The organism is Sphingobacterium siyangense (assembly GCF_007830445.1).
In the GTDB taxonomy this organism is placed as follows: Bacteria; Bacteroidota; Bacteroidia; order Sphingobacteriales; family Sphingobacteriaceae; genus Sphingobacterium; species Sphingobacterium siyangense.
This window is the reverse complement of sequence record NZ_VLKR01000028.1, coordinates 17,756-42,629: the sequence shown is the minus strand read 5'-3', so window position 1 is coordinate 42,629 and position 24,874 is coordinate 17,756. Positions and strand designations below refer to the sequence as shown.

20 protein-coding genes are annotated in these 24,874 nt (G+C 43.5%); 12 read left to right on the top strand and 8 right to left on the bottom strand.

From position 1 onward, the window contains the following. Positions 1-48: 48 nt before the first annotated feature. Together IQ31_RS20765 and IQ31_RS20760 are read right to left on the bottom strand one after the other, a co-directional pair. Positions 49-639, bottom strand: coding sequence for an RNA polymerase sigma factor (locus IQ31_RS20765; protein ID WP_158638939.1), 591 nt, complete (start codon positions 637-639; stop codon positions 49-51). A 163-nt stretch (positions 640-802) separates the two neighbouring features. Next, entirely contained in the window at positions 803-1,258 is a 456-nt protein-coding gene (locus tag IQ31_RS20760) for a PA2169 family four-helix-bundle protein (protein ID WP_070568185.1), read from the bottom strand. Between the two features lie 274 nt (positions 1,259-1,532). Here IQ31_RS20760 and IQ31_RS20755 point away from each other — a divergent pair, with 274 nt between their 5' ends. Next, positions 1,533-2,516, top strand: a complete 984-nt coding sequence (locus IQ31_RS20755) for a YihY/virulence factor BrkB family protein (RefSeq protein WP_070568183.1) — start codon at positions 1,533-1,535, stop codon at positions 2,514-2,516. Positions 2,517-2,612: 96 nt separating this feature from the next. Continuing rightward, on the top strand, positions 2,613-2,798 hold the full coding sequence (locus IQ31_RS20750; protein WP_046675215.1) for a CsbD family protein: 186 nt from the start codon (positions 2,613-2,615) through the stop codon (positions 2,796-2,798). A 51-nt stretch (positions 2,799-2,849) separates the two neighbouring features. Here the strand turns inward: IQ31_RS20750 and IQ31_RS20745 are convergent, their stop codons facing one another. The 6 genes from IQ31_RS20745 to IQ31_RS20725 form a co-directional block, all read right to left on the bottom strand. After that, positions 2,850-3,113 carry a SemiSWEET transporter gene (locus IQ31_RS20745; RefSeq protein ID WP_070568180.1) on the bottom strand — a complete coding sequence of 88 codons (264 nt, stop codon included), beginning with the start codon at positions 3,111-3,113 and terminating at the stop codon, positions 2,850-2,852. 43 nt (positions 3,114-3,156) lie between these two features. Further along, entirely contained in the window at positions 3,157-5,487 is a 2,331-nt protein-coding gene (gene tamL, locus IQ31_RS20740) for a translocation and assembly module lipoprotein TamL (RefSeq protein ID WP_145329795.1), read from the bottom strand. Beyond that, positions 5,453-10,759, bottom strand: coding sequence for a translocation/assembly module TamB domain-containing protein (locus tag IQ31_RS20735; protein ID WP_145329793.1), 5,307 nt, complete (start codon positions 10,757-10,759; stop codon positions 5,453-5,455). The genes tamL and IQ31_RS20735 overlap by 35 nt, the downstream gene beginning before the upstream one ends. A gap of 93 nt (positions 10,760-10,852) precedes the next feature. Continuing rightward, positions 10,853-11,011 (bottom strand): hypothetical protein, encoded by a 159-nt coding sequence (locus IQ31_RS27390; protein ID WP_158638938.1) that lies wholly within the window; start codon positions 11,009-11,011, stop codon positions 10,853-10,855. A gap of 251 nt (positions 11,012-11,262) precedes the next feature. Further along, the gene (locus IQ31_RS20730) at positions 11,263-11,991 is read right to left on the bottom strand and encodes a PRC-barrel domain-containing protein (protein ID WP_145329790.1); all 729 of its coding nucleotides are present in this window, start codon (positions 11,989-11,991) and stop codon (positions 11,263-11,265) included. 44 nt (positions 11,992-12,035) lie between these two features. Further along, positions 12,036-12,218, bottom strand: coding sequence for a hypothetical protein (locus tag IQ31_RS20725; protein ID WP_145329788.1), 183 nt, complete (start codon positions 12,216-12,218; stop codon positions 12,036-12,038). Positions 12,219-12,508: 290 nt separating this feature from the next. Between IQ31_RS20725 and IQ31_RS20720 the strand changes: the two genes are divergently transcribed. The 10 genes from IQ31_RS20720 to IQ31_RS20675 all read left to right on the top strand — a co-directional run bounded on the left by IQ31_RS20720 (position 12,509) and on the right by IQ31_RS20675 (position 24,757). Continuing rightward, the gene (locus tag IQ31_RS20720) at positions 12,509-12,880 is read left to right on the top strand and encodes a C40 family peptidase (RefSeq protein WP_145329786.1); all 372 of its coding nucleotides are present in this window, start codon (positions 12,509-12,511) and stop codon (positions 12,878-12,880) included. An 18-nt stretch (positions 12,881-12,898) separates the two neighbouring features. After that, on the top strand, positions 12,899-13,123 hold the full coding sequence (locus IQ31_RS20715) for a hypothetical protein (RefSeq protein WP_145329784.1): 225 nt from the start codon (positions 12,899-12,901) through the stop codon (positions 13,121-13,123). 11 nt (positions 13,124-13,134) lie between these two features. After that, on the top strand, positions 13,135-13,581 hold the full coding sequence (locus tag IQ31_RS20710) for a hypothetical protein (RefSeq protein WP_145329782.1): 447 nt from the start codon (positions 13,135-13,137) through the stop codon (positions 13,579-13,581). A 398-nt stretch (positions 13,582-13,979) separates the two neighbouring features. Further along, positions 13,980-14,585 (top strand): RNA polymerase sigma factor, encoded by a 606-nt coding sequence (locus IQ31_RS20705; RefSeq protein ID WP_145329780.1) that lies wholly within the window; start codon positions 13,980-13,982, stop codon positions 14,583-14,585. A gap of 104 nt (positions 14,586-14,689) precedes the next feature. Then, positions 14,690-15,862 (top strand): FecR family protein, encoded by a 1,173-nt coding sequence (locus IQ31_RS20700; RefSeq protein ID WP_145329778.1) that lies wholly within the window; start codon positions 14,690-14,692, stop codon positions 15,860-15,862. 213 nt (positions 15,863-16,075) lie between these two features. Then, on the top strand, positions 16,076-19,513 hold the full coding sequence (locus tag IQ31_RS20695) for a TonB-dependent receptor (RefSeq protein ID WP_244294547.1): 3,438 nt from the start codon (positions 16,076-16,078) through the stop codon (positions 19,511-19,513). 11 nt (positions 19,514-19,524) lie between these two features. Continuing rightward, entirely contained in the window at positions 19,525-21,150 is a 1,626-nt protein-coding gene (locus IQ31_RS20690) for a RagB/SusD family nutrient uptake outer membrane protein (RefSeq protein ID WP_145329776.1), read from the top strand. Between the two features lie 74 nt (positions 21,151-21,224). Then, positions 21,225-22,367, top strand: a complete 1,143-nt coding sequence (locus IQ31_RS20685; RefSeq protein ID WP_075993610.1) for a SusE domain-containing protein — start codon at positions 21,225-21,227, stop codon at positions 22,365-22,367. A 13-nt stretch (positions 22,368-22,380) separates the two neighbouring features. After that, entirely contained in the window at positions 22,381-23,505 is a 1,125-nt protein-coding gene (locus IQ31_RS20680) for a glycoside hydrolase family 76 protein (protein WP_145329774.1), read from the top strand. 67 nt (positions 23,506-23,572) lie between these two features. Further along, positions 23,573-24,757 (top strand): glycoside hydrolase family 76 protein, encoded by a 1,185-nt coding sequence (locus IQ31_RS20675; protein ID WP_145329772.1) that lies wholly within the window; start codon positions 23,573-23,575, stop codon positions 24,755-24,757. Positions 24,758-24,874: the final 117 nt, after the last annotated feature.

Here is a 24,874-nt window from a genome sequence, read left to right as displayed (position 1 = left end):
GCATCAAACCGTATTTGGTGGTAGATAAACATTAAAAAATAATGAAATTTATTTTAAGTCGATGAGAAGGAGGAGCAGTAGCGAATAGAGCCCCTGTTTCTTGAGGTTGTTTCTCAGAATGTTCAGTGCGTTGCTGATCTGTTTTTTGACCGTTTGGTCAGAGATGTCCAGACGTTCTGCAATTTCCTTATAACTAAGTTGTTCCTGTCGGCTCAATAGAAATACCTCTTTCATTTTTGCTGGGAGCCGTTCAATTTCACGATCAATAATCTGCTGGAGCTCTTTACCTTGCTGCTGTTCGCTCAAAGAAAATCCGGTTACGTCGATATATTCCAAAATAGACGCAATCAGCTTTTTTTGGTTGCCTTGTGTCCGGTGATAGAAAAGAGCGCTCTTGCGGGCAGCCCCATATAACCAGCCGTGGATATCCTGTATTTCGGACGATTGAGTTTTGTTCCAGAGATTGACGAAAATATTCTGTAAGAGATCTTCTGCATCGGTCTGGTCTTTCACCAGTTTGGACAGGTAGATAAGTAGGGGATCCCAATAGGATTTAAAAATAAGGTCGAACACCTGCCTGTCACCCTGCTGTAGGCGCTGAAGGATATATTTAGATTCGATCTCATTTTTAAGATTCACGTCAGTCGTAATAGGTGACGACAAACTTAGATAAATTTGTCATTATTTGCAATATGGATTTTGTCACCGGTCTTATTCCCAAGGAACTTCAGTATAGGTCTCTGCATGTAAGTCAGAGACCTATTTAACGTTGTACCTAACGTTAAGTTATAACGGATATCGATTAGATGTCGCGCAGGATTTTAATATTTTCGTGGGCTTCCCGCTGCTGGCTCAGCTGAATCTGGATCAGGTTTTTGGCTCCTATGGAGAGCTTATTTTCCTCTGCCAGCGCCTTGTTGTAAACCTCACGGAAAGCCGTCTCGCCCCGTTCACAATGCTCCAGTAAATCTTGCATATTACCGCCCGATAATTTTGATTTGATCACCATCCACAGCCGAAAAAGCTCACCGCTTAATTTGGTCCGGTCAGTCGCGTATTGGCCAGCAAGCTCAACCAGTGGACTGAGTTCGGCAATAAACTTTTCAGACTGCCCGATCATCTTTCTGAACACAGCTTCCCGGGCACCTTCGCCCTGCTCGTTGGCCAGATCAATAGCCAGCTCGTATCCTTCGATGCGGTCATTATTGATTTTAATAAGGTCATTTAAAATATTGGGGTCATTCTGATTACTTTTCATATGCTCTAAATAGTTGTTTTTAGGAGGAACAACTTAGATTAATCAATAGTTTAGCTTTATTTCTTTTATGATAATAATCTTTATCTTACAGCTTGATTTCTAGGATGTTTAGATTTGATTAATTGGGCTAAAGAAGCATTTGGAGCCTATGGTTATAGCGCATCGTAAAGGCCTAATTTTTTTTAAAAACAAACTTTATGGCTCTTTAAGGAGTTTCTTTTTTTAAAACGATAACAATTTTTAAAAAAATAATTCCTTAAAAAACAAGAACGAAATGGATGTAAAAAAGAAAAATACAAACAAGCTGCAAACGTATTGGACGATACTTAAAAATACCGTATCGGGATTTATAAATGAAGACTCCATGAAATATAGTGCTTCACTGTCGTATTATACCGTTTTTTCGATCGGCCCCATACTAGTTTTAATGATCGCACTGGCCGGCATATTTTATGGGGCCGATGCTATTCAGGGTAAGGTTTTTACCGAGCTTAACGGCTTGGTAGGCAATAGTGCCGCCAAACAGATTGAAGAGGTCATTCAAAACCTTCAGTTATCCGGCAAATCCAATATGGCATTGGTGATCAGTTTGGTGACCTTGATCCTTGGGGCAACCACGGTTTTTGGCGATATGCAAAACTCCATCAACAAGATCTGGCATGTGCGCCCAAAACCAAAAAAGGGCTGGCTGAAGTTAATCCAGGACCGGTTGCTGTCGTCGTCGCTCGTTATTGGTCTGGGTTTTTTATTGGTGGTTACGTTAATTATAAATGGTGTGATCCTGGCCTTGACAGGTCAGCTGCAGCGCTACTTTCCCGATATCACTGTGGTGCTCATGAATCTCATCAATTTTGTCAGTTCCTTTGTGGTCATTGTGATCCTCTTTAGCGTGATCTTTAAGACTTTACCCGATGTCAACATTCAATGGAAGACTGTTCGCGCCGGAGCTCTATTTACAGCCATTCTTTTTGTGATTGGCCGTTACTTGATCGGAATCTATTTAGAACGTTCGGCAACGCAGGATACTTATGGAGCAGCAGGTTCTTTTGTGCTTATTTTGCTCTGGGTGTATTACACCGCGGCAATTCTTTATTTTGGAGCTATTTTCACGCGGGAGTACGCGACAGAAATGGCTATTCCGATCGAACCTTCTGAATTTGCGGTCCATGTAGAGACACAGGAAATCGAACGCAATGTCGATAAAATCCCGCCGGCGCCGCTCGATGAAGAAGAAACGACCATTGATAAAACGGAGTAAAATCACCGTAAATATTTTTTAACATTTGATAACATTTTTTTTAAACGATTCCAGCTGCAGGCTGTTCTATTAATAAAAAACGAAAGGAAAATTATTATGAGCGAATTAACATGGAAAGGTCGTTGGAACGAAATTAAAGGTAAAGTAAAACAGCAATATGCGGATCTTACAGATGATGATTTACTATATGCAGAAGGCAAGGAAGATGAGTTAGTAGGTAAGCTTCAAAAGAAAACAGGTAAAACACAAGATGAGGTGAATAGTTGGTTGAACGGTTTGTAGAATAGTGTTTTCGTGTTAAAGGCGGATAGCAGCAATGTTATCCGCCTTTTTTTAGGTCTTTTTTCTATAAATCAAATAACTGATCAGCAGGCAAAGGTTCACGAGAACAGCAAAGCTATTTGAATAGATAATCGGTACTTCGCTTTTCATTATGCCGTACCATACCCATAGGGAAAGTCCTATGATTAATGTTAGTAGCATAACCGGAGAAAGGTCATCCACATTCTTTTCCTTTAGCACTTTGATGAGCTGCGGCAGCATAGAAATAGATGTGAGGATACCCGCAATAATACCCAGAAAGTTTTCATTGATCATAAGGACTTCGGTTTTATGTGATCATTACGTTGACATGACTAGATCAAAATGGATAACCGATCGCAAGATTAAACATCAGATTATCTTTTCGCCATCTTGAACTTCCAAAGTCGATATCTTTCAATACCCAACGCTCGCCCTTCGGTAAATAGGGGATACGGAACGGGATGGAAAAGTCGGTACGCAGGATCAGAAAGGTAAAATCAAACCGTAATCCCAAGCCGCCGCCGACGGCTAGTTCCTGCAGGAAATCCTTGCTGAATTTACCGCCTGGCTTGGTCTCATCATCCCGCTGCAGCCATACATTTCCAGCATCGATAAAGGCGGCCCAATGGACAGGACCAGCAATTTTTGCCCGGTATTCGGTATTCAGCTCCAACTTGATATCGCCTGTCTGATCGGCATAGAAAAGTCCATTGCCCAACCTTTCCGGAGCTACTGTGCCGGGTCCGATCGCACGTGCGCCAAACGCACGGATACTATTTGGTCCGCCCACATAATATTGCTTAAGATAGGGTAGGGAACGCGAATTGCCATAGGAGTAGCTCATCCCTATACTCACCCGTGATGCGATCTGTGAATTTTCGCTGAGCTTGAAATAATGCCTGCCATCCACACTGGCTTTGATATACTGCGAGAAGTAGGCGTCAAAGAGTTTAAACGTTTTTCCCTTGTTAAAATCCGCCCCTTTGATCAATCCCAGAATATTGCCCGACAGGTCCAGATTGCCCTTAAAATAAAAGGTATTCTGCAGGTGCCTCTTCATGGTGTTCTGAAAGGTGAAATTATAATTGGGCCCAATTGTGAATTGGGGATCGATTACATGCCGCAGCGCCGGAATGGTATCCATCTGCATCTTGTAGCTTTCCGAAATACCTCTCGGCTGTACATAGGTGATTTCCATCAGCGCCAGATCATGCTGTTTCTCTTCGTTCTCTTGCCAGGTATAACCGTAGCTCAGTGCCATCGAATTGAGCGTATAGGCTTTGCGCCGGTTCAGAAATTCGTACCTTGCCTTGATATAGGTATTCGGAATATATTGACGGGAAGGATTAATGGTGCCAAATGGTGTCAGTATCCTCGGGAAGGTTAGGGTGGCCTCGGTACCGTAACGGAAATAGCTGGAGTTCAGATCGGCATTGCCACCCGTCTGCAATTCGTAACCCCCAAATACGTTGATATTGAGCTTCTCGGCTCCTTTAAAAGCGTTACGTAAGGTCCAGTTAACATTCACTTCCGTACCGTTGTAGACGGAAGCCATTTTTCCCAGCAGTTCTACACGGATAGATTTCTTCGGCAGGGGAGTGAGGTAATAGTATACATCGAGCGCATTGGGTACCTCCTTGCTGTCTACAAAGTTATTTTTGACAAATTTCCAGCTGTTGAGATTCACCAAGTGGCTGATAGTCCTATTGTGGGCGTCGCGGTTATACAGATCGCCCTCCTTGAAAAAGATATGATTGGCAATTACTGGTTTACGGAAGGTATGATTTGGGTCAATAAAATAATAACTGCTGTCAAATAGTTCGGCATGCCGCGGTGACTGCTGGTAGCCAGCTCCGGTTTCGGTATAGTTTGGGAAAATATAGATCTTATTGATTTTGGATGCAGTTCTTGCCTGTTCGGGCGTTTCCTTTTTTACGGTCACATAGAGGTTGACTTTATGATCCCCGATGGTGCTGTCGACCTGCACCAGGATATAGTCTGGGCTGAAATAATAATAACCCTTATTTTTAAGGACGTTGTCGATGCGGTCGCGTTCATTGAGCACGACATCAAGACTATAGTTTTTGCCCACCTGCAATAGGCTGCGGTCAGAAGTTGCGCGGATATCGCGTCCCAGCTGCGTGCTGCTGTCGACATCAAAAGTGACGGATCTGATCCGGTAGATCAGATTGGGCTTGGCGGTATAGTCTACCGTAGCTTTTTTATTTTCAACGATTGTATCCGAAGTAACTTCCGCATTGAAAAAACCGATATTCTCAAGCCGGTTGCGCAGCAGATTCTCATTGTACTCCCTGTTCACCTCACTCAGCAGTACGGGTTCTTCACCTATTTTTTTAAGAAAACGTTTCAGAAAATTGCTGTTGGCGGTGTCGCCGGCCATATTGTTAAAATACAGCTTGTAGGGCATCCCCAAAACGCGCTTGTTGGGCTTCGGACGTAGCGATTCGGCCAGGTAGGTAGCCAGCTTTTCCTTGTCTTTCTTTGGAATAGTATCGGAAGCGATCTTAACGTTTCCCTTTACATAAAGGCTGTCTCCTTCAGGCAGGTTTTTGGTCGACGAACAGGCAGCAATGATGCTGCTTATCGTAAATAGGCCAATCAGCCAGTGTAGTTTAATTTCCATGGTAAGCCCTTTCCTCGTCTTCATTTTTAATTGCTGTGGTTCTGATGGTATCTGAATTTGTAGGCATACTATTTTTTTGCCCATTGTTTGCAGTGCTGTCTATCTGCTGGCGGCGCTGCTGTTCTTTTTGCTGATTTTCTAGCTGTTTTCTATATTCGGGGCTATGGAGCATCAGGCTATCACGGATCACCGTGCGGACACTGTCCCGATAGGCCGAATCCTGCTCCATACGATCCACATCAAAACGTTTCCTGAATTTCTTGCTGCTGGTATTGTAATATTCTTTGAGCTTTTTGGAACGCATAAAGATTTCCTTAAATCGGTTGTAATCCATCGTGATGATAAAACCGATTCCGGTTTCGACAAATTGCCCCTGCAAAGTAACCTGATATTGGTTTTTGCGGTAGAAGCGTGCAAAGTAGCGCCCGTCCTGCGAAAGCTGATAATCCAGCTGTATGTCGCCGGCGATATTATTGGCAGCTTCACCGGGACGTGAATTTCCTTCTACTTCAAAGTTAGATCCGATATTGACCTTCAGGCGGTCGTTGAGCAGCATTTTGGAGACGCCGATATTCAGGTCGGTACGCGTCTGGGCCGTTCCGGTGCTGTAGTCATCTTCTGATGTCAGGTTGAAATCAAGCTCAACGCCTGTAATTAAATCTGAGGCCAGCCTGTTCAGCTGTGAGCTTAAAAACGAACTGACACTATTTCGCACAAGAGCTTCTGTGCCGCCACCTCCGGAAAGGCTTTCAAATGGATTGGCCGACATAAACCGTCCCAACACAATCAGTGAAAAGACTTGTTTGTTCAGGTCGGAAGGATTATCACGTAAGGTGGTCAGTGCATTGTCTACCTTACTGATAACGTCCTGTGATACGATGGCATTATTAGCATTCAGGTCGATATCAAAATTGAGCTGTGGCTGAAACAGTTGGTCTGTGATTTTCAGCAGCACGTCGAAAGGTATCTTTTGCTTATACAAGTTTGCGTTCTGCGTACCAAGCTGTGGCGCAACCAGTTCCAGGGTTGGTGCTTTCAAGGTGTACACTGCGGTAATATTGAGCTGTGCATCCAATGGATCTCCATTCCAGGTAATCGTACTTCCTTTCTGAAAGGTAAAGTCTTTTTTCACAGGTCCAAAACTGAAAGAATAGCTTCCTTGCTCCACGGTAAATGTTCCCGACATCGTTATTTTGCCGCTGGCATCCATGCCTGCATTCAATTCAGCCTCGCCCTGAATGTTCAGGGCATCCTGCGAACCGGCGTCAAGGAGAATCTTAAACTTGGCGTCCTTATCAGTTTGCAGATTCAGATCGACGTCTATTCCTTTAAGCTTTGTTACAGTCATAGAATCTAATCTGGCAAGCATATTTGCGGTAGCCGTATCCCGTTTATCCACAAATTCGACCACGCCCTTCCGATCGGCCATGCCAGGATCATTGTTTGGCATCACCATGGTAAAATCGGTGCTGTCGAGAACCTTGATGGTTCCGTCCACAACCGGTTTGTCTAGATTTCCGCCGATCTGCAGATCGGTGCCAAGAAACATTTTTCCATAAAATAGATCATTGTCTGCCTGCGTGGAATTCAGCACTTCAAAATTGTCCATGACGATGTTGAGGTCAAAGTCAAAATCGGTATAGGTTTGGGTATTGACAGAACCGCTGACCTGGGCAATATTGCCTTTGCTGTCTTCGAGTTCAAATTTGGGGAACGATATTCCATTTTGATCAAAACGGATCTGTTCATCCTTTGCTTTGAATAGGGCATTGAGCATGGCCACATTGAACTCGGCTTCCCTGAAATTAAGGTCACCCCTAATCTGTGGTTTTGAAGGCGATCCTGCTATTTTTAACTGCCCTTCGAGTTTGCCCTTTGAATCTTTGAGATTTCCCATGCTGAATGCCTGTACGGTCTTCATCGTAAGTGGCGCGATATCCAGTGTGAAGTCGAGCGTTGCGTCGCCTTGCGGCGGATTGATAAAATCACCGCTCAGGACGAGGTTGTTACCATTTTCGGTAATACTCACATGGGCATTGTAGGTGTTTTCGCGTTCATTATTGACTTTGATATTGACGTTGCCCACGGTATCTTTTCCGAAGTAAAACTTATCTACGGTCATATCTGCAATAAAAACCGGACTGCTTTCCAGTCTAGATAGCGTCGTTTGTCCGTTTATGCCGCCGCCCAGATCCAGACTATCACTCATAACCATCTTGCTCAGGGTCTCGATGCGGAAGTTTTTAAACGCCACATCAATTGGTGAGTTCAGGATGCTGTCCTGAGAAGCGATGCGCAGTTCCTGTCCCTTGTTGCTGAGGACAAAATTATTAGCCAATAGGCCGGCGCTACCAAATTTTAAGGTGTTGTTGGGCGCCACATCCCACTTATCGTAGTTGAGCATTAAGCCGTCCTGTAGTAAGCTGAATACAAATACACCATCTTTGGCCTGCATATCGGCTCCCAGATGATATTGTTCTTTATCATGCTTATCCTTGATCCACAACCCCAGATTAACCGTATTTTGCGCGACCTTACCACTGAAAACCGTATTGGTCAGCTCAATGCTGCTCATTTTAACTTTGTTGATTAAGGCCGAATAGTAAAGGGCACTGTCCAGACTGTTGATATCTAGGGTAACATTGTTGATCTCGGTACCACCATAGACCACGCGGGGTGCACCTAATTTGGCCGATAGGTTTTTCGATGTACTGTTAAAGAGACCATCCAGAGTAATGGCTTTCATTTCCGTCAGCTCAGGAAGAAAGTCCTGAATGAGTTTATTGCGGGTAAGTTGTGCTGAAAATTCGATGACCTGCGGCGAGTAGGGCGGAATCTTAACCGGCTTTTCGGGTTTATAATACACTTGCAGGAGATCTTGGACGGCACTCTGCAGTTCCAGCATTTTGTACTTGCCGACCAGGTGGGCATTTAAAAAATCGGACCGCAATACCAACTGATTACTGCTTGTATCGGCCTTGGCCAAGAGGGAGACAGTATCCAGTGCATAACGATCAGTGTTATATCGGATCAACGAATTGGTAATATGCGCTTCACCGTTGAGGAAGTTTGGATCAGCAGTGCTGAAATTACCGCTGAGCTTACCGCGGTAGCTGATAGCATCTTGCACCAGGTTTAACTTTTGTAGGTTGATGCTGTCGACGTTCATTTCAAAGGCTATTTTGGGATAGGTCGCATCCATCTGCGCAGTGGCATCCAATTTCAGCTTGATATTCGGGTCGGGACTGTTGACGGATGCTTTAATGGCGCCTTTGTCTGCCGAGAGATCCATATCGATATCAAGATAGCGGTAGCCCATGGCATCCATGCGGTTCACTTTGCCATCAAAACTAGCAATCAGTTTTTTAGGATTTGTGCCTCTGCCTTTGATTTTTCCTTCAAAAGAAAGAACCCCCAAGGTACTGTCCATCTTCATGATTTTGCCGATGTCCAGGTCACGCACACTCACCGATGCCTCATAGCTGGTATCGCGCTTGGCCATAGCAACCCTTCCATCTAATTTAGCGGTCCCTTTTTCGGTAACCAAAGCCAGTTTTGTATTAAAAGATGCCATTCCACCTTTAAAAGTACCGCTCAGTCCGATGGCATTGGGCAGCTCAATATTTTGAGGCAGCATAGACCTGGAAACCAGCTTTTCGATATCCGAACGGCCGGTGGTTAATTTTTTAAGGTTGAGGTCTACCGACAATTTATTCATATCGGGTAATCCTTTTAAATGTAAACTGGCAATCAGCCGCGTATTGGAAAGTGTGCGGAAATCGATATTCGGTATATGCAGATCATCGACACGGCCAGTTACGCGGGTGTCAATATGAAATTTCTTGTCCAACAGCGGCTTCATTACCTGCATGGTGTCCAGGAAGGGCGCGAGAAATAGGATATCGCGCATATCAATATAGCTCTTTGTGATGTTGGCATTGACCGTGATCAGTTCTGGCTTTTTGCCGATGATATCCAGAGAAGGATAACTTAGCTTAACGTAATCGCGTATCAAGGTACGGGGAGTTTCGGCATATAGATTTTTAATTTCGGCACCGGTACTAGTATAGTTAAAATCGGCTTTCAGTTGCTTGATCGCAAATCCAGAGTGGTCAGCAGCAACAAGCTCTTTCAGTGATCCGCTGATGGAATCGGCGCTATAATATAAATCTGTCAGCTGGGTTTTGAATCCCGGCATATGGATGTTAAAATAGTCAAATCCTTTAATGCGGGGCTGGTTGTCATCCTTAAAACGGATACTGGTATTATTGATGTTGATGTCTTTTGCCGAAACGACCCAGTTCATCTTTGCGGCGCTGCTGCTGTCTGCTTCAACTTCGCTGGTTTTTGCTGCTGAGACCGAAGCTTTTTGGATTTTTCCCAGCAGGACATTATTATCCGAACCGTCGAGATCGAGCTTTTGGATGTCGACAAACTCTTTGTTGAGATCGATCTTATTGATAGCAGCATAGAAGTTTTTCAGGATAAATTGAGATTTAAGTGCACTCGATTCATCTTCATAACGAACCAGCAAATTACTGAGCTCGGCTACCTGGATGCCTACATCAGGAAGGAGGGATGTGCTCTGTGCAGTTTTATCGGTGATACCAAAATCTTCAACCGAAGGGCCAGATCCATCAGTTGCTGGTTTCCATTGTTTTACCGTTGCATTTAACCCGTCGACTTTAATTTTTGGTAAGTCAAAGGCCATGTTCTTGGTCAAGTCAAATTTTTTAATATTGGTATTTATGCTGCCCAGATACACATCGGCACTTGTACCGATAACCTCATCGGCATAGACCACATGTATTTTTGAAAACTTAACCTTATCGAGGTTAAAAAGAAGGGCTGAAGTTGTGTCGGCAGTTGGTTCGCTTTCCTTTTCAGAGGCAAAGGCCTTAACAATATAATCAAAGTTAAAGGCACTGTCGGGCAAAGAACGACGTATTTTGGTGGTAATACCATCGGCTTCCAGGCTTTGGATTTCAACAGTATTCTTTAATAGTTTCAGCATATTGATATCGACCGCAATGCTTTTACCAGCAACTAAGGTATCCTTACTTTGATCTTCGAGATAGATATCTTCCAAAACCAATTTTTTAGGAAAATCGATATTGATGTAACCAATTTTGACGGGGGTGCCGATCTTTCCTTCGACATAATGTGTCACTTTACCAGCGATATAATTCTGTATGGAAGGTAGGCGAAGCAGGAAAACGATAAGAATAAAAAGCGTAATTATTCCTCCAATAATCCACAATATTGTTTTTAAAGCAATCCGGGCAAATCTGTTCAATGTGTTGTTGATTTAAGTTTACAGATAGGACAACACAGAACTGCAAATGGTTTGAATATTATGAATGGAAATATGCACCGGTGTATGTTTAGATCACCAGAGCAACCAAGTTAGAATCGCTAGAAAGCCGCCACGGATAAGTAATTCCTGTGTGAGCTCCTCGCGGTCAAGTTTATACCAGCTATATTTCTCATAATACCTCCTGATGGTTTGCTTATTCTTTTCGTGGGTGTTTTTATATGTTGCTTTCATAACCGATTTGTATTGATTTGCTACAAATCCTGCAATTTTAATGCAGTTTATATCGAGTTGGAGGGATTTGGGTAGTTATTTTGTGCGATAGGTTATAAAATACTGGTGGTTTGGGTATTTACACGATGTAAATTCAAGAAATACGGCCTTTGAGGTGCGCCTATATTTGTTATAAGCGCAGTTGTATACGAAAAAGCGGCTTAGATAAGGCATATTATCTAAGCCGCTTATGGCAATTGTACCTGATTATACTAACGTTCGTTGTTATCGAGTGTACCCGGCTCATGTCCTGTGGTTTGCTCATGTCTTGCAGCTACTCTACGGGTGCGCTGTGTTTGATCTGTCGGAAGACTTTCGGTCCTTTTCCCGCCGCTATAGAACGTATCTTCGCTAAAGTGATAATGATCATAGAATGCAGTCGGATGATAGCTGTTCTCGCTCACGATAAAACCCACATCGCCGGTGCCTTCAAATACATGACGGATACTTAGTTCTGTTTCGGGATCGAGCTGATCCTGTTGGTAAGCAGGCAGGCGGATTAACTGATCTTCGTTGACGGATATCACAACAACTTCACCATCATCGGCGGGATTATACAGATAATCCGTTGCAGGTTCTTCCGTTGGAATTTCGTCTACTGTTAGGATCACGCTATGATCGATCGGTTCGACAGCTGGAGTCGGGTAAGCTTCTTCATTGCTGGGCTGAATCTGCGTACCATCGTAAAGCGACGCCAGTCCAATGGGGGCCAATACTTTCTTATCTTCGTCAATAACAAATTCGGCGTCATGGAGATCGATAATAATATAACGGACCTGCTGGCTTTCAGGATCAAAGAGCAGATCATCTACCTTGCCGAGCAGTTGGCCGGCCTCATTCTTTACTTTCCAGCCCCGGATATCAGGTTCGCCATCGACGATTTCGTAATCGCTTCCACCGAGTTCAATCAGATGATTATATTTTTTTTCTTCTAATGCCATGTCTTTAATTTTTTGGGTGATCAATTCGTATATGCAACGGAGTTCTAAAGCGTATCTGTTTGTGGCGCTGTTGTGTTAATGCTTGTGTCGGGAATAGGTTTATCTAACCTGGCGTCGCTGTTAGTACGGTTTATAAAATACAGGACCAATCCCAGCGCGATAAGCGAAAGCAGCAGCCATAGCCACCAGGGCGCTCCGTTTCTCGGTTTTACTTCTAAATGTGCCATATATACTTTTTTAAAAAAAGAACAACTGCTATAGGGCTTCGTTTGAAAAAATTTTGTTTAAGCTGGATTTCAGGCGTATGCGCTTGGGACTGCGGATACATTGGCTTGCCCTTTTGCTGCCGTCCCTGTTGTTTCGCTGCTTGTTCTTTGGTATTTCTTTGTCCTTTATTTGCTTATCCGTTGCTGTTTATCTGCTTATTTGTTGCCCTTTTTTTGCCTGTTCTTTGCTCTTTCAGCCTTTTAAATTTTTTCCGTCAGGAATTTAGTGCTCACTTTAATCAATTGACATCATGGCAACAATGCATTATCTATTTTTCGGTATTCTTTCTGTCGCTGTTCTCTTTCTTGGCCGTGCTGGCACTGCTGCTATAAGGGAACAGGATGTACCAAGCGGCTATATTGAGCTTCGAAGCGCCGATCCTTTAGTTGAGCATGGTGACGCTGTAGCGATAAATGACTACATAGGATCGGACCTGCGTAAACGTATTATCGATAGCGCTGTGCGGGAGATTGGCGTGCAGGAAGCTACAGGCAATAATGATGGTCCGCGGGTAGAAGCCTATCTGCGCTACGTGGGGCTTGGAAAAGGATACGCCTGGTGTGCAGCTTTCGTATCCTGGTGTTATGGTCGGGCTGGACGCCCATTGCCGCGCAATGCCTGATGCCCGGCACTCTTTCCGATGGCCCGTCGGTATACGGCTGCACAGATCGGGCAGGGGAGCATCCGACAGGCAGATCTCTTTGCGATCTATAGCTCCAGTCTCCAGCGTATCAATCATGTAGGGATTGTGCGCAAAAAGGAGGGTAATTGGATCCTGACTGTGGAAGGAAATGTGGATAATCGTGTATTGTGCAAGCGGCGTCCCTTGACTACTATTTATGCGTTTTCAAATTGGCTGGACTGAAAGGAGGAAGGATGAACACAAGGCTATGCCAGATGATATTTTATGGGGGACTCTTATTCTTGCTGGGCTCCTGCAAGGTCTACGAAAGTAAAAAATATCAGAAACAACAAGAAACGGATGCGCACCGGCAGTATACCGAGCAGCTCCGAAGGTTATATTCTGACCATCAGGATACGCTTTCCCGCCTTTGGTACTTTTGGACGGACAGCGCCTTTCGTTTCTATCCCGATAGTGGTCTGTCTGCCGGGTCGGGAGGTTTATTATTGCATGAGTCGGCCAAAAGAGTCAGTAAAGAGGTACTGGAGCTGGCTGAAAAAAGGCAACAGGAAAAACAAAAGCAGGTCAGCCATGAAAAAAGCGGCAGCCAAATGCGCTCTGCCCAGCAGGTTTGGATCATGGGCTTCGTCTTTCTCCTGTTTCTTCTTTGGCGATGGGGCCGATCTCACCTATTGCCCTAGTAAGCGTGGGAAGGAGGTCTGAAGAAAAGCTTCGACAGGTACTGTTGGGCTATGAAGGAGACACGAGGTAAAATCGTAGTCTCCTTTTTATGTGCCGGATGAATTCCTGCTATGCATGTTTGAGAAAAATCAAAATTTGTTAATCGTTTTAAATTTTTATTAAAAAAAGCAAAACCGTTTTAGTTTTATTATATTTGTTCGTAACCAGATTAAGGGAGTAATCCACAAATTACTAGACACAGTGCGTGAAAGACCAACTTATGAAATATTCCTGCATCATGTAATTGTTTTTTGTGACGCTTATTAGCTTGTAAACAAATGTTAAGATTGGAGATCAATAACCGGATATTATAAACAAATAGCAATCTTTGCTAGTAATGAAAGGGTAAAACGTGACAATGTACGCACAAAAATACGACGATACTGAAGAGAAGTCTGTCTTGATCTCCCTGCGTTCTGGCTGCCAGCGTGCTTTTCGGCAGGTCTACAGTAGGTATAGCGGGCGCATTTATCTCAACATCCGTAAGATGGTCAAGTCCGAAGAAGACGCAGTCGAACTATTACAGGAAGTATTTATTAAAGTATGGGATAAACGGGTGTTGATTGATCCCGAGCAGTCTTTTCGATCTTATCTGTTCCAGATCGCCAGATATACTGTCTATAATTTTATCCGGCGAAATAACCTCGAAAAACAAGTTCAGGCATATCTTAGCCTTCACAATACAGCCTTATACAGTCACGTCGAAGAAGAACTCTATGAAAAGCAATATGAAGAATGGTTGTCTCAGACCATTGACCAGCTGCCGCCACAACGCAAATTGATCTACAAACTTTGTAAAATTGAGGGCAAAACCTACGCCGAAGTAAGCGACTTATTGAGTATATCGACATCCACCATCAACGACCACATCGTAAAAGCTACAAAATATATCAAAGAGAAGCATGGGATCCTGGATAAATCCACATTGCTCATTATTTCTTTTATACTTCTCCAACAGCATTAACGCATCTAATTTTCATTGCACAGAAAAAAAGTAAAATAAATTTGCAGGTAGAGCAGATGACGTTTACCGCTGAAGTGTATTAGCTGAAAAGAGGATAACCAATTGTGGAAAAGAAAACACTTCGATATACGTTAAGGCGATATATACAGGGAAAACTTAGCGAAGAAAATTCCCGTGCGTTTTTGTCCTATGTAAAATCAGGCAGGGATAAAATATTACTTCAAGAACTCATCCAGGAGGTTTTGGACGATCCCGTCGATCAACATCTGTTGGACGATCCAACTTTATTGGCCGTACTGGATAATACCTGGGACCAATTGCATCTCCAGATCAATAAACCAAAAACAAAATCGCTATGGACTTGGAAACGTATTGGCGCAAGCGCAGCTGCTGTTATCGGACTATTATTTATTGGTCGCTGGTTTCTTACCATTGAAACTAAAAACGTATCTCCGCAAGCTGCACAACATGTGATATCACCCGGAAAACAATCGGCGACCTTAACGCTGGCCAACGGCAAGCAGATTCATCTACATGAAACACAAAACGGTCGGATTGCGGAAGAATCGGGTATAAGAATCTCTAAAACAACGGATGGCCAATTGATTTACGAAGTCAGCGATAAGTCGCAGGGCGAAATCGAGCAAAATACCTTATCGACAACCAAAGGAGAAACCTATCGGATTAAGCTACCTGACGGTACACAAGTATGGCTCAATGCAGCTTCTTCGCTCAGCTATCCGGTTCGTTTTGCAAATCAAAAAAACAGAACTGTCACACTGACCGGTGAAGCTTATTTTGAAGTAGCGAAGGATTCCAAACACCCCTTTATTGTGCAGGCAGCAGCTCAGCAGGTCGAAGTGCTCGGTACCCATTTCAATGTAAACAGTTATGCCGACGAATCGGCGGTACAGACCACCCTACTGGAAGGTCGTGTACAGGTCAGTTCCCACAGTCAAAAATTGCTATTAGCACCGGGTGAGCAGTCGAGCCTTACAGCTCATGGGGTGCTAAAATCCCGCCCAATAGATACAGCACCGGTTATTGCCTGGACAAACAACGAATTTATGTTCGATGGAGATGATATCGAAAGCGTCATGCGCAAGGTGGCACGCTGGTATAATGTGGAGGTCATCTATCAGGGTAAAAAAACGACCGAGAAATTTGGTGGCGGAATATCGCGTTTTGATGATGTTCAAAAGGTCTTAAGCCTGCTCGAAAAAACGGGTGCCGTTCATTTCAGAATAGACGGAAAAAAAATACATGTATTTCCGTAATAACCTAAAAATAATTAATGACACAATAACCTAAATAAACAAACCGATGAATAAAAAACGACAGAACGAATAGCCACGATGGTGGGGTATAAAAAAGCAACCAAGATCCTGAAGGAGCTCGGTTGCCGTTTGGGACAATTAAATTTTAACTATCCAATCTGCAGTATGTTTCTGTTTTGGACGACTCGAATACACTGCAAATAAACCTTACAAATGTATCAAAATTATATCAGAAAAAAGGAGATAGCGTATCTGCTATTCCGTAAACTATGGCTTATTATGCGATTGACAACCATAATTATCTTGGTTACTTTTATGCAGGTTAGCGCTACCACCTTTGCACAAAAGGTAACATTAGAATACTCCAACATGAGCCTTAAGAAAATATTTAGGGAACTCAAATCTCAGACGGGATACAATTTTCTGTACACGGAACGACAGATGGTAAACGCGAAGCCTGTTGACATAAAAGTTAGGGATCGTCAATTGTCGGATGTATTAGACCAGATCTTTAAAGATCAGCCCTTGTCTTACCAGTTGGATAATAAGACTGTGGTCATTTATGATAAGCCAAAAGCTTCCATAAAGTCCGTACCGATGGAGTTTACGATGATCCCAAATCAAGTCCCTGTAAAGGGACGTGTGACCAATGAACGTGGCGAACCGCTCGCAAATGTCTCTGTACGGGTCAAAGGAAATGAATCTATAGGTACTACCACCAATAGTGATGGTATGTTTACCCTCACAAATCTCTCACCCAAAGCAACCCTGGTATTCTCCTCTGTTGGTTATGATGCATTGAGCGGAGAACTGTCTTCCCTGCGGACCGATGGATCGGGGCAGCTCAATGTGATCATGAAAAATAGCAACAGTCAGCTCGAAGAAGTTATCGTAATCGGCTATGGTACCACGACACGTCAGCGTGTTGTTGGGGCCGTTGACCAGATCAGTGCGAAGACTTTCGAAAACCGACCTGTAGGCAATGTAACGCAAGCCCTTCAAGGAGCCTCCCCCAGTTTGACCATCCAACAGAAAAGCATGGACCCCAATGATAATTCGATGAATATCAATATTCGTGGGATATCTACCATAAACAGTAATGCGCCGCTGGTGGTGATCGACGGAATTATTACAGAAGGCGGAACACTCAATAAGATCAATCCGGATGACATTGAAACGGTGTCGGTATTGAAAGACGCAGGTTCTACGGCCATATACGGTTCGAGGTCCGCAAATGGCGTTATTTTAGTAACCACCAAAAGAGGACGCCAAAATCAGCGGCCTGCGGTGACTGTCGGCACCCAGTGGGGCGTGCAAGAACCTAAGATTTTATTTTCACCTGTTGCTGGGTATGAAAATGCGACCCTTCGTAATCTTGCACTGACCAACTCAGGAATGGACCCACAGTTTTCACCTGAAGCTATTGCAGACTTGTATGCCCATCAGGATATCGAGCGGTGGAACTTGCCGGAAATCATGAAAAACTCTTTCCAGCAAAAATATAATATCAGTGTGGCCGGCGGTGGAGATAAAAGTTCCTATTTATTTTCCGGCGGCTTTTACAATCAGCCCAGCAACTTTGTTGGACAGGACTTTGGCATTAAGCGGTACAATCTGCGGAGCAACCTCAGTACAGAGATCGGACGTTTTAAATTGACCTCAATCTTAGCCTATACCCGCAACAACAACATGAGCAACACGGCCGGAAGTGCCATTATCAATGCTTCCAGACTTCCGCCTTATTACTACTATCGCATGCAGGCTGATAATGGAAAATATCTTGTCAACAATGCACTGACAGATCAAAATCCTCTGGCTGAACTGAATGAAGGCGGCTATATTAAAAATGATAACGACTATTTCAATATCAACCTGAATCTCGAAGCAAAACTGTTCGAAGGTTTAAAACTGCGTGGTATCTTCGGAGCTGACATCTATGCTGATCACCGTTCTATCCGTAGAATCCAGGTGCCATTATATTCCAATCCGGATGCCACGCAAGCACAGGTCTACGTCAATTCAGACCGCAATACCGAAGATTTTAACGAAAAAGCTTCGTTACTGAACTTTCAGCTGCTCCTGGATTATGACCGGACTTTTGGCAGTCATCATGTATCAGGTCTATTTGGGGCCTCCAACGAATCGTATACACGCCGACAAAACGAACTGAAAATGAAATTTACTGATCCTGTCCTCGGCACACCTACCACAGGAACAGTTATTGACCCTGTGAGTGCCCGTGTAACACCAAATGGAACACTGCAAAATAGTATCAATTCGATCTTCGGCCGTGCCGGATACGACTTTGCAAGTAAGTATTTTGCCGAATTTAGCTTTCGCTACGATGGCTCCTCTAAATTTTCGAAAGCTAATCGCTGGGGCTTCTTTCCTTCGGGATCTCTTGGATGGCGGGCATCCGACGAAGTATTTATGAATTGGTATAAACAACATGTCGGTAGCCTAAAAATCAGATCTACCTATGGTGTTCTTGGCAATCAGGCCGTAGACGACTATGCGTATTATTTTACCTATGAATCTTATCAGAACAGTTATGGATTTAACAACAAACCTGTTTCTGCTGCGGGGTTTAATTATGCCAGTCTGGATCTACGCTGGGAGAAAACCTATAATTTCAATGTTGGCTTGGACGCAACCTTCTTTCATGATAAATTAACGGCCAGTTTCGATTATTTTAAAAAGCGTACAGTTGATATCTTGATGTCGCCACAAATACCTTCCACATTCGGAACCTCCCTAAAGAATCAGAATTTAGGTGAAATGAACAATGAGGGCTGGGAAATCAACCTCAGCTACCGTGCTACAACTGGCGATTTCCACCATACGATCAATGCGAATATGGGCGATAGTCACAATAAGATTATTGCGATGCCCGGTGATGACCGTATTTCAACAGTCGATAACATTACTAAATTGACGCGTGTTGGGCTACCTTATAATTCCTACTATGGGTACAAGATGGCCGGATTCTTTCAAAATATAACGGATATTGAAACTTCGGCCTTGCCGAGCGGTATTACTGCAGCAGATCTGCGTCCCGGCGATGTAAAGTATGTCGATCGGAATAACGATGGAATTATCGATGCACGGGACCGCTTTGTATTAGGCAATGGTTTCCCCCGCTTTACATTTGGGCTTACCTATAACCTGAATTATAAAGATTTTGATTTTAGTATGTTCTGGCAGGGGGTAGGCAAACGCGATATGATGATCCGGGGAGAGTTGATCGAACCATTTCATCAGAATTATTCATACACCATTTATCAGCATCAACTCGATTACTGGACACCGACTAATATTGATGGACGCTGGCCACGACTGACTGCAAATGGATCAACAGCATCGACCAACAATTTTGGGAAAGATTCTGATCTCTATCTTTTCAACGGGAAATACGCGCGATTGAAAAATATACAGGTAGGTTATTCGTTGCCAAAAGAAGTCGTGTCGAAATTGGGATTGCAGCGTGTTCGCTTTTTCATCAATGCCCAAAACCTGCTGACCTTGAGCAAAAACTCCTGGATAGATCCCGAATCCTCCGAATTTGATTCTAACATGGGTGGTTCGGCCAATAGTGCCCGCAATTATCCGACGTTGAAATACTATGGCGGTGGATTAAATATTCAATTCTAACCTTTTATGTAATGAAACTATATAAGATACTTGTAGGAGGCTTGAGTTTAATGGCAATTCTCCAATTAACATCCTGTAATAAGTTGGATACGCTGCCAACAGATCGCTTTACCGATGAAAATTTTTGGGACTACGCAGACAATGCCGAAAAAATGGTCAATATGGCCTATAATCAGCTGTATTCAGCAGATCGTATGTGGAATGATGAAGCCCTGAGTGATAATATTTTTGAGGGGCGCTCAAACACAGACCAGCGTGCAATCCGCAATGGAACCGCCGATCCGACACTGGGCCGTTTTGGAGCAGAGTGGTCCGATCTCTACGGTGGTATTAAGACCTGCCATGTCTATCTAGAGAATGTGGAGCGTGTACCTGGAATGGATGCGGCACTCAAAAAACGCCGTATCGCCGAGGTGCGCTTTATCCGTGCATTTCTCTATTTTAGACTTGTTAATTTCTATGGCGCTGTGCCTTTTTTTACGAAAGATATCTCGCTGGAAGAGTCCAAGACTCTACCACGGACAGAAAAAGCGACTATTATGGCATTTATCCATCAGGAGTTGGATCAATGCATGGCCGATCTACCAAACAAAGATGGTTTACCGGCAGACGACCGCGGCCGGATTACCAAGGGCGCCGCTTCAGCCTTTCAAGCTCGGGCATACCTCTATGAAAGCAACTGGAATAAAGTAGTGGAGTACTGTGAAAATCTGATGAAAAAACAAACGGAATTTGGCACTTACGCATTATTCCGCAGTTATCCGGAGCTGTTTACTGCAGCTAATGAATATAATTCAGAGGTTATTCTGGATTATGCCTATGTACCTTTATTAAAAACCTGGAATAAGTTATATGATGCAGCACCAATCTCTGCTCAAGCACGTTTAAACGGTTATGCACCATTACAAAGTCTGGTCGATAATTATTTGACACTGGGTGGAAATACCATTGCTACGGATCCGCAATATAACGACAATAATCCCTATGTCAACCGCGATCCACGTATGGCCGCAACCATCGTTTTTCATGGTGGGCAATGGACTGATTTTGACGGTACAACACGTAAGATCCTTATCAAACCCGGCTCTGGTACAACAGATAAGGAACGGCTCGATGAATATCAGGGTGCAAGTGCCAACGCTTCCGCCACAGGGTATTACGTAAAGAAATACTACGATGTAACAGCAACGGTAAAATACGATGCTGGATTGAACATCATCATGTTTCGGTACGCCGATATCTTATTGATGTATGCAGAAGCAAAAGAAGCACTGGGACAACTCAATGCAGCAGTGTGGGATATGACGATCAGACCTATTCGTCAGCGGGCTGGTTTTGAAGCATCAAAAGCGTTAGACTTTCCGACTACCGGGGATCTAAAAACAATTGTCCGAAATGAGCGGCGAAGTGAGCTTGCTCTTGAGGGATTGCGTTACTATGATATCATGCGCTGGAAAGCTGGTAAAACCTATTTGGACGGCCAGGTATTGGGTGCTAAATATGGTGGTAACAATAGTAATATCAAACTGGATATCCGCCGGTTTGATGAAAGTAGAGATTATCTCTGGTCGATACCACGAACCCAGATCGATCTAAATAAAAATTTATTGCCTAACAATCAGGGCTACTCAAACTAAATTTAATTAAAAAACTAGCGCAAACGGCGCATTAAAAAAATGTACGTTTCGAACCATAAATTAATGATATAGACATGAAATGGTATTTTAAAGTTATAGCAATGGTCGCATTGGCTGCGAGCATCGTTTCCTGTAAAAAAGACGATATGAAATACGCCGACGCAGAGGTGTCGGCTGTTGAGAACCTATATGCCCCTGCAGATGGAAAAGCTGTCAAATTATTAAGTTCCAGTTCCGCCGCGCTCTATTTTGAATGGGAGTCGGCATTGGTGGCCGACGGTGGGGCAGCGCAATATGAAGTTGTTTTTGATAAGCTTGATGGCGATTTCAGCAAACCTCTTTATACAGTCACGTCGGATAATAATGGAAACTCAAACGGCGCCAATATTAGTCACAAAATATTGAATCAGGTAGCAACGAAAGCTGGGATTAACCCTGGTGAGAGCGGCGATGTGATCTGGTCCGTATATGCTATCCGTGGAATGAAACGGGTATTGAGCAAAGCAAAGAAAGTGTTGAATATCAAAACACTGGAAGGCTTTGCGGAGATCCCCGATGAATTATTTATCACTGGAGAGGCGACTGAGGGTGGAACGGATGTTGCCGCATCTTTACCTTTTAAATTGGTAGGTAATGGTGAATATGAGATCTTTACAAAATTGGAAGCCGGAAAAAAATACACCTTTACGGATCGCAAGTCTGCTGAGGGGCGTGTTTTCTATTCGGAAGATCAAACCAAAATAAAAGAAGGTGAAACCGGAAGTAACAGCATTGCCAAGACGGCAGTATATCGTATTCGAATTGATTTCAATGTGGCAGCAGTTACTTACACAGAGATCAAAAACATGGGCGTTTATTTTTCTCCGTCCGGAGCTGTGGTGCTGGATCTACCTTATCAAGGTAAGGGAATTTGGTCTGCAACTGGTATCATCAATTTTAAACAGGAAAGTTGGGGCCGTGACCAACGTTATAAGTTCCAGATGGAAACCGTCAAGGCCGGAAAGGCTGAGACCTTACAGCTGGGAACTCAAAACGGGACGGACAGTCCGCCCAATAGTTCATCAGCTCCTTCTTATTATTTCGTCCGAATATTGCCCAATCTTTCACAATGGGACGATAAATGGAAATTTGCGGATGCAGTAGACGGCCATCCAACAAAAATATCGATGATTTTACAAGGCGACAAAGACTATACGCATACTGTCGTACCAAATTAAAGGAGGAGACCCTATGAATAAAATGATTATACTGTCATCCCTATTGTTTCTACTCTTAGGATGCACCAAGATTGAGGACAGCTACCCCTATGACGACACTGTACAGCAAAGCTGGACAAGTATTGCAACGCAGGTTTCCGATAAGATGATTGCCGGATTCTGGAATGAGTCCGGGTATTTCAACAATGCGATCAATCAATCCGATCTGGGATTTCAATATTGGCCCAATGCACATGCGATGGATGTTGTTATCGATGCCTATCTACGAACGAAGGACAGCAGATATAGTGCCTATTTCAGCAAATGGTTTGAAGGTGTGAAGATCAAAAATGGCAATACTTATTATAACGTATTCTATGATGACATGGAATGGAATGCACTGACCATATTGCGCTTATATGAAATTACCAAGGATCAAAAATACCTCGACACGGTATTGCTTTTATGGACAGATATTGCTGGCGCATGGGATGAGCAATATGCAGGCGGTGGATTGGCTTGGAAGAAAGATATGCGCTATAGCAAAAATGCTTGCTCGAATGGGCCAGCTAGTATTCTGGCAGCTAGACTATATCGTTTGACAAAAGATGAAAACTACCTGACCTGGGCCAAGAAGATCTACGAATGGCAAAAAGCAACACTGTACAATCCGTCAACGGGCGCTGTTTATGACAATATTAATGGTCAGACAGGTAATGTGGATATGACAACACTGACTTATAATCAGGGGACGTTCCTTGGTACCGCAGTGGAGCTTTTTAAGATTACTAAAGATCAGCTTTATCTGGTTGATGCGCAAAAAATTAGTTATTACACAATCACACGTTGTATCGATGGCGGGAATAATATTTTGCGCGACGAGGGAAGCGGCGACGGCGCATTGTTTAAAGGGATATTTATACGATATTTTGTAGACTATTTAAGTCAGGAAGGAATTGATGCAGCCTACCGCAGTAAGTTTGAGAAATTTTTGGTCAATAATGGTAAAATTGCCTGGACCAAGGGAACAAGTCTACCGACGCTGTTCTTTGGTCCGTCCTGGGCGCAACCACCTATTGGCAATAGTGAAATTACTGCCTATGCAAGTGCTGCGATGCTTTTTGAAGGATTAGCAAGCTATGAAAATAAATTAAAATAATGGAATGAACACAAAGAAGCCTTCGTGACCCAAAAGGTTTCGAAGGCTTCTTAAAATACATATGCTGATGAGACAAATCTATAAGATAACGACAACTGTGCTGCTGTCGGGTTTATGCTATTTAACAGGCTATGGGCAATTCAATAAAGGACAGTCTGCCGAACGTGCCCAAAGAACGTTAGCTATTATTTACGCTAAGTATGGAAATACCAAAAATCAACTGTTGACTGAGAAATATCCCTTCGACGAAACCTTTAAAGCGGACTATCTTGATAATCCCGAACAGGCGACCGTGCAAAAGAAATATGCTTACCTATGGCCATTCTCCGGAAGCTTTTCCGCTGTAAACACATTGATGGAACTACCAAAGAACAAAGCGCTTTACCAAAAGATCCTGGACCAACGCGTGCTGCCAGGATTAATGGAATATAGGGATCATTCCAGAGAGCCCGTTGGTTATGCTTCCTATATCAATTCTGCTCCGCCATCAGACCGGTTTTATGATGATAACGTCTGGTTGGGTATTGACTTTGCCGATAGTTATCTGCAGACAAAAAAGGTCGATTATCTTAAGCATGCGAAAGAGATCTGGGCTTTTGTAAAAAGTGGTGCGGATGACAAGCTCGGTGGTGGGATCTATTGGTGTGAACAGAAAAAAGAATCTAAAAATACCTGTTCCAATGCTCCTGCGGCAGTATTTGCACTAAAGCTGTTTGAAGCTACTAAAGAGGGAGACTATCTGAATGAAGCGCGACAACTCTATGCGTGGACAAAGGCAGGTCTGCAAGACCCAACGGATAAACTCTATTGGGATAATATTCAGCTCAATGGAAATATTGGTAAGGCCAAGTATTCCTATAATTCCGGACAGATGTTGCAAGCAGCAGCGTTGCTTTACAAGCTTACCAAGGAAAAAAAATATCTGATTGATGCCCAAGAGCTGGCAAAAGCTTGTTTAGCGTATTTTTTTCAGACCACGGACCAAGATACTTTTCCAATGTTAAAGAATAGTAACTTATGGTTCCATGCTGTAATGATGAGGGGATATATCAGTTTATTTGAACAGGACGGAAATAGAACCTATATTGATATTTTTGCGAAAAACCTAGACCGTGCATGGTATAAGATGAGGGATCAGGACGGACTGTTTGATGTCGACTGGACTTTGGAGAAAAAGCAAAAATCCAGGTGGCTGTTAGATCAATGCGCTTTTGTGGAGATGTATGCACGTTTGGCAAAACTGGGATATTAATTCATGTATTAATTTGCTGACGACGATAGGAGAGGCGCGACCAAATTCGATTGCTTCCATCGCGCGGTTATTCAACTCCTGTTACAGGATGCTATTTCCGCTTGGGGCGATTGATTG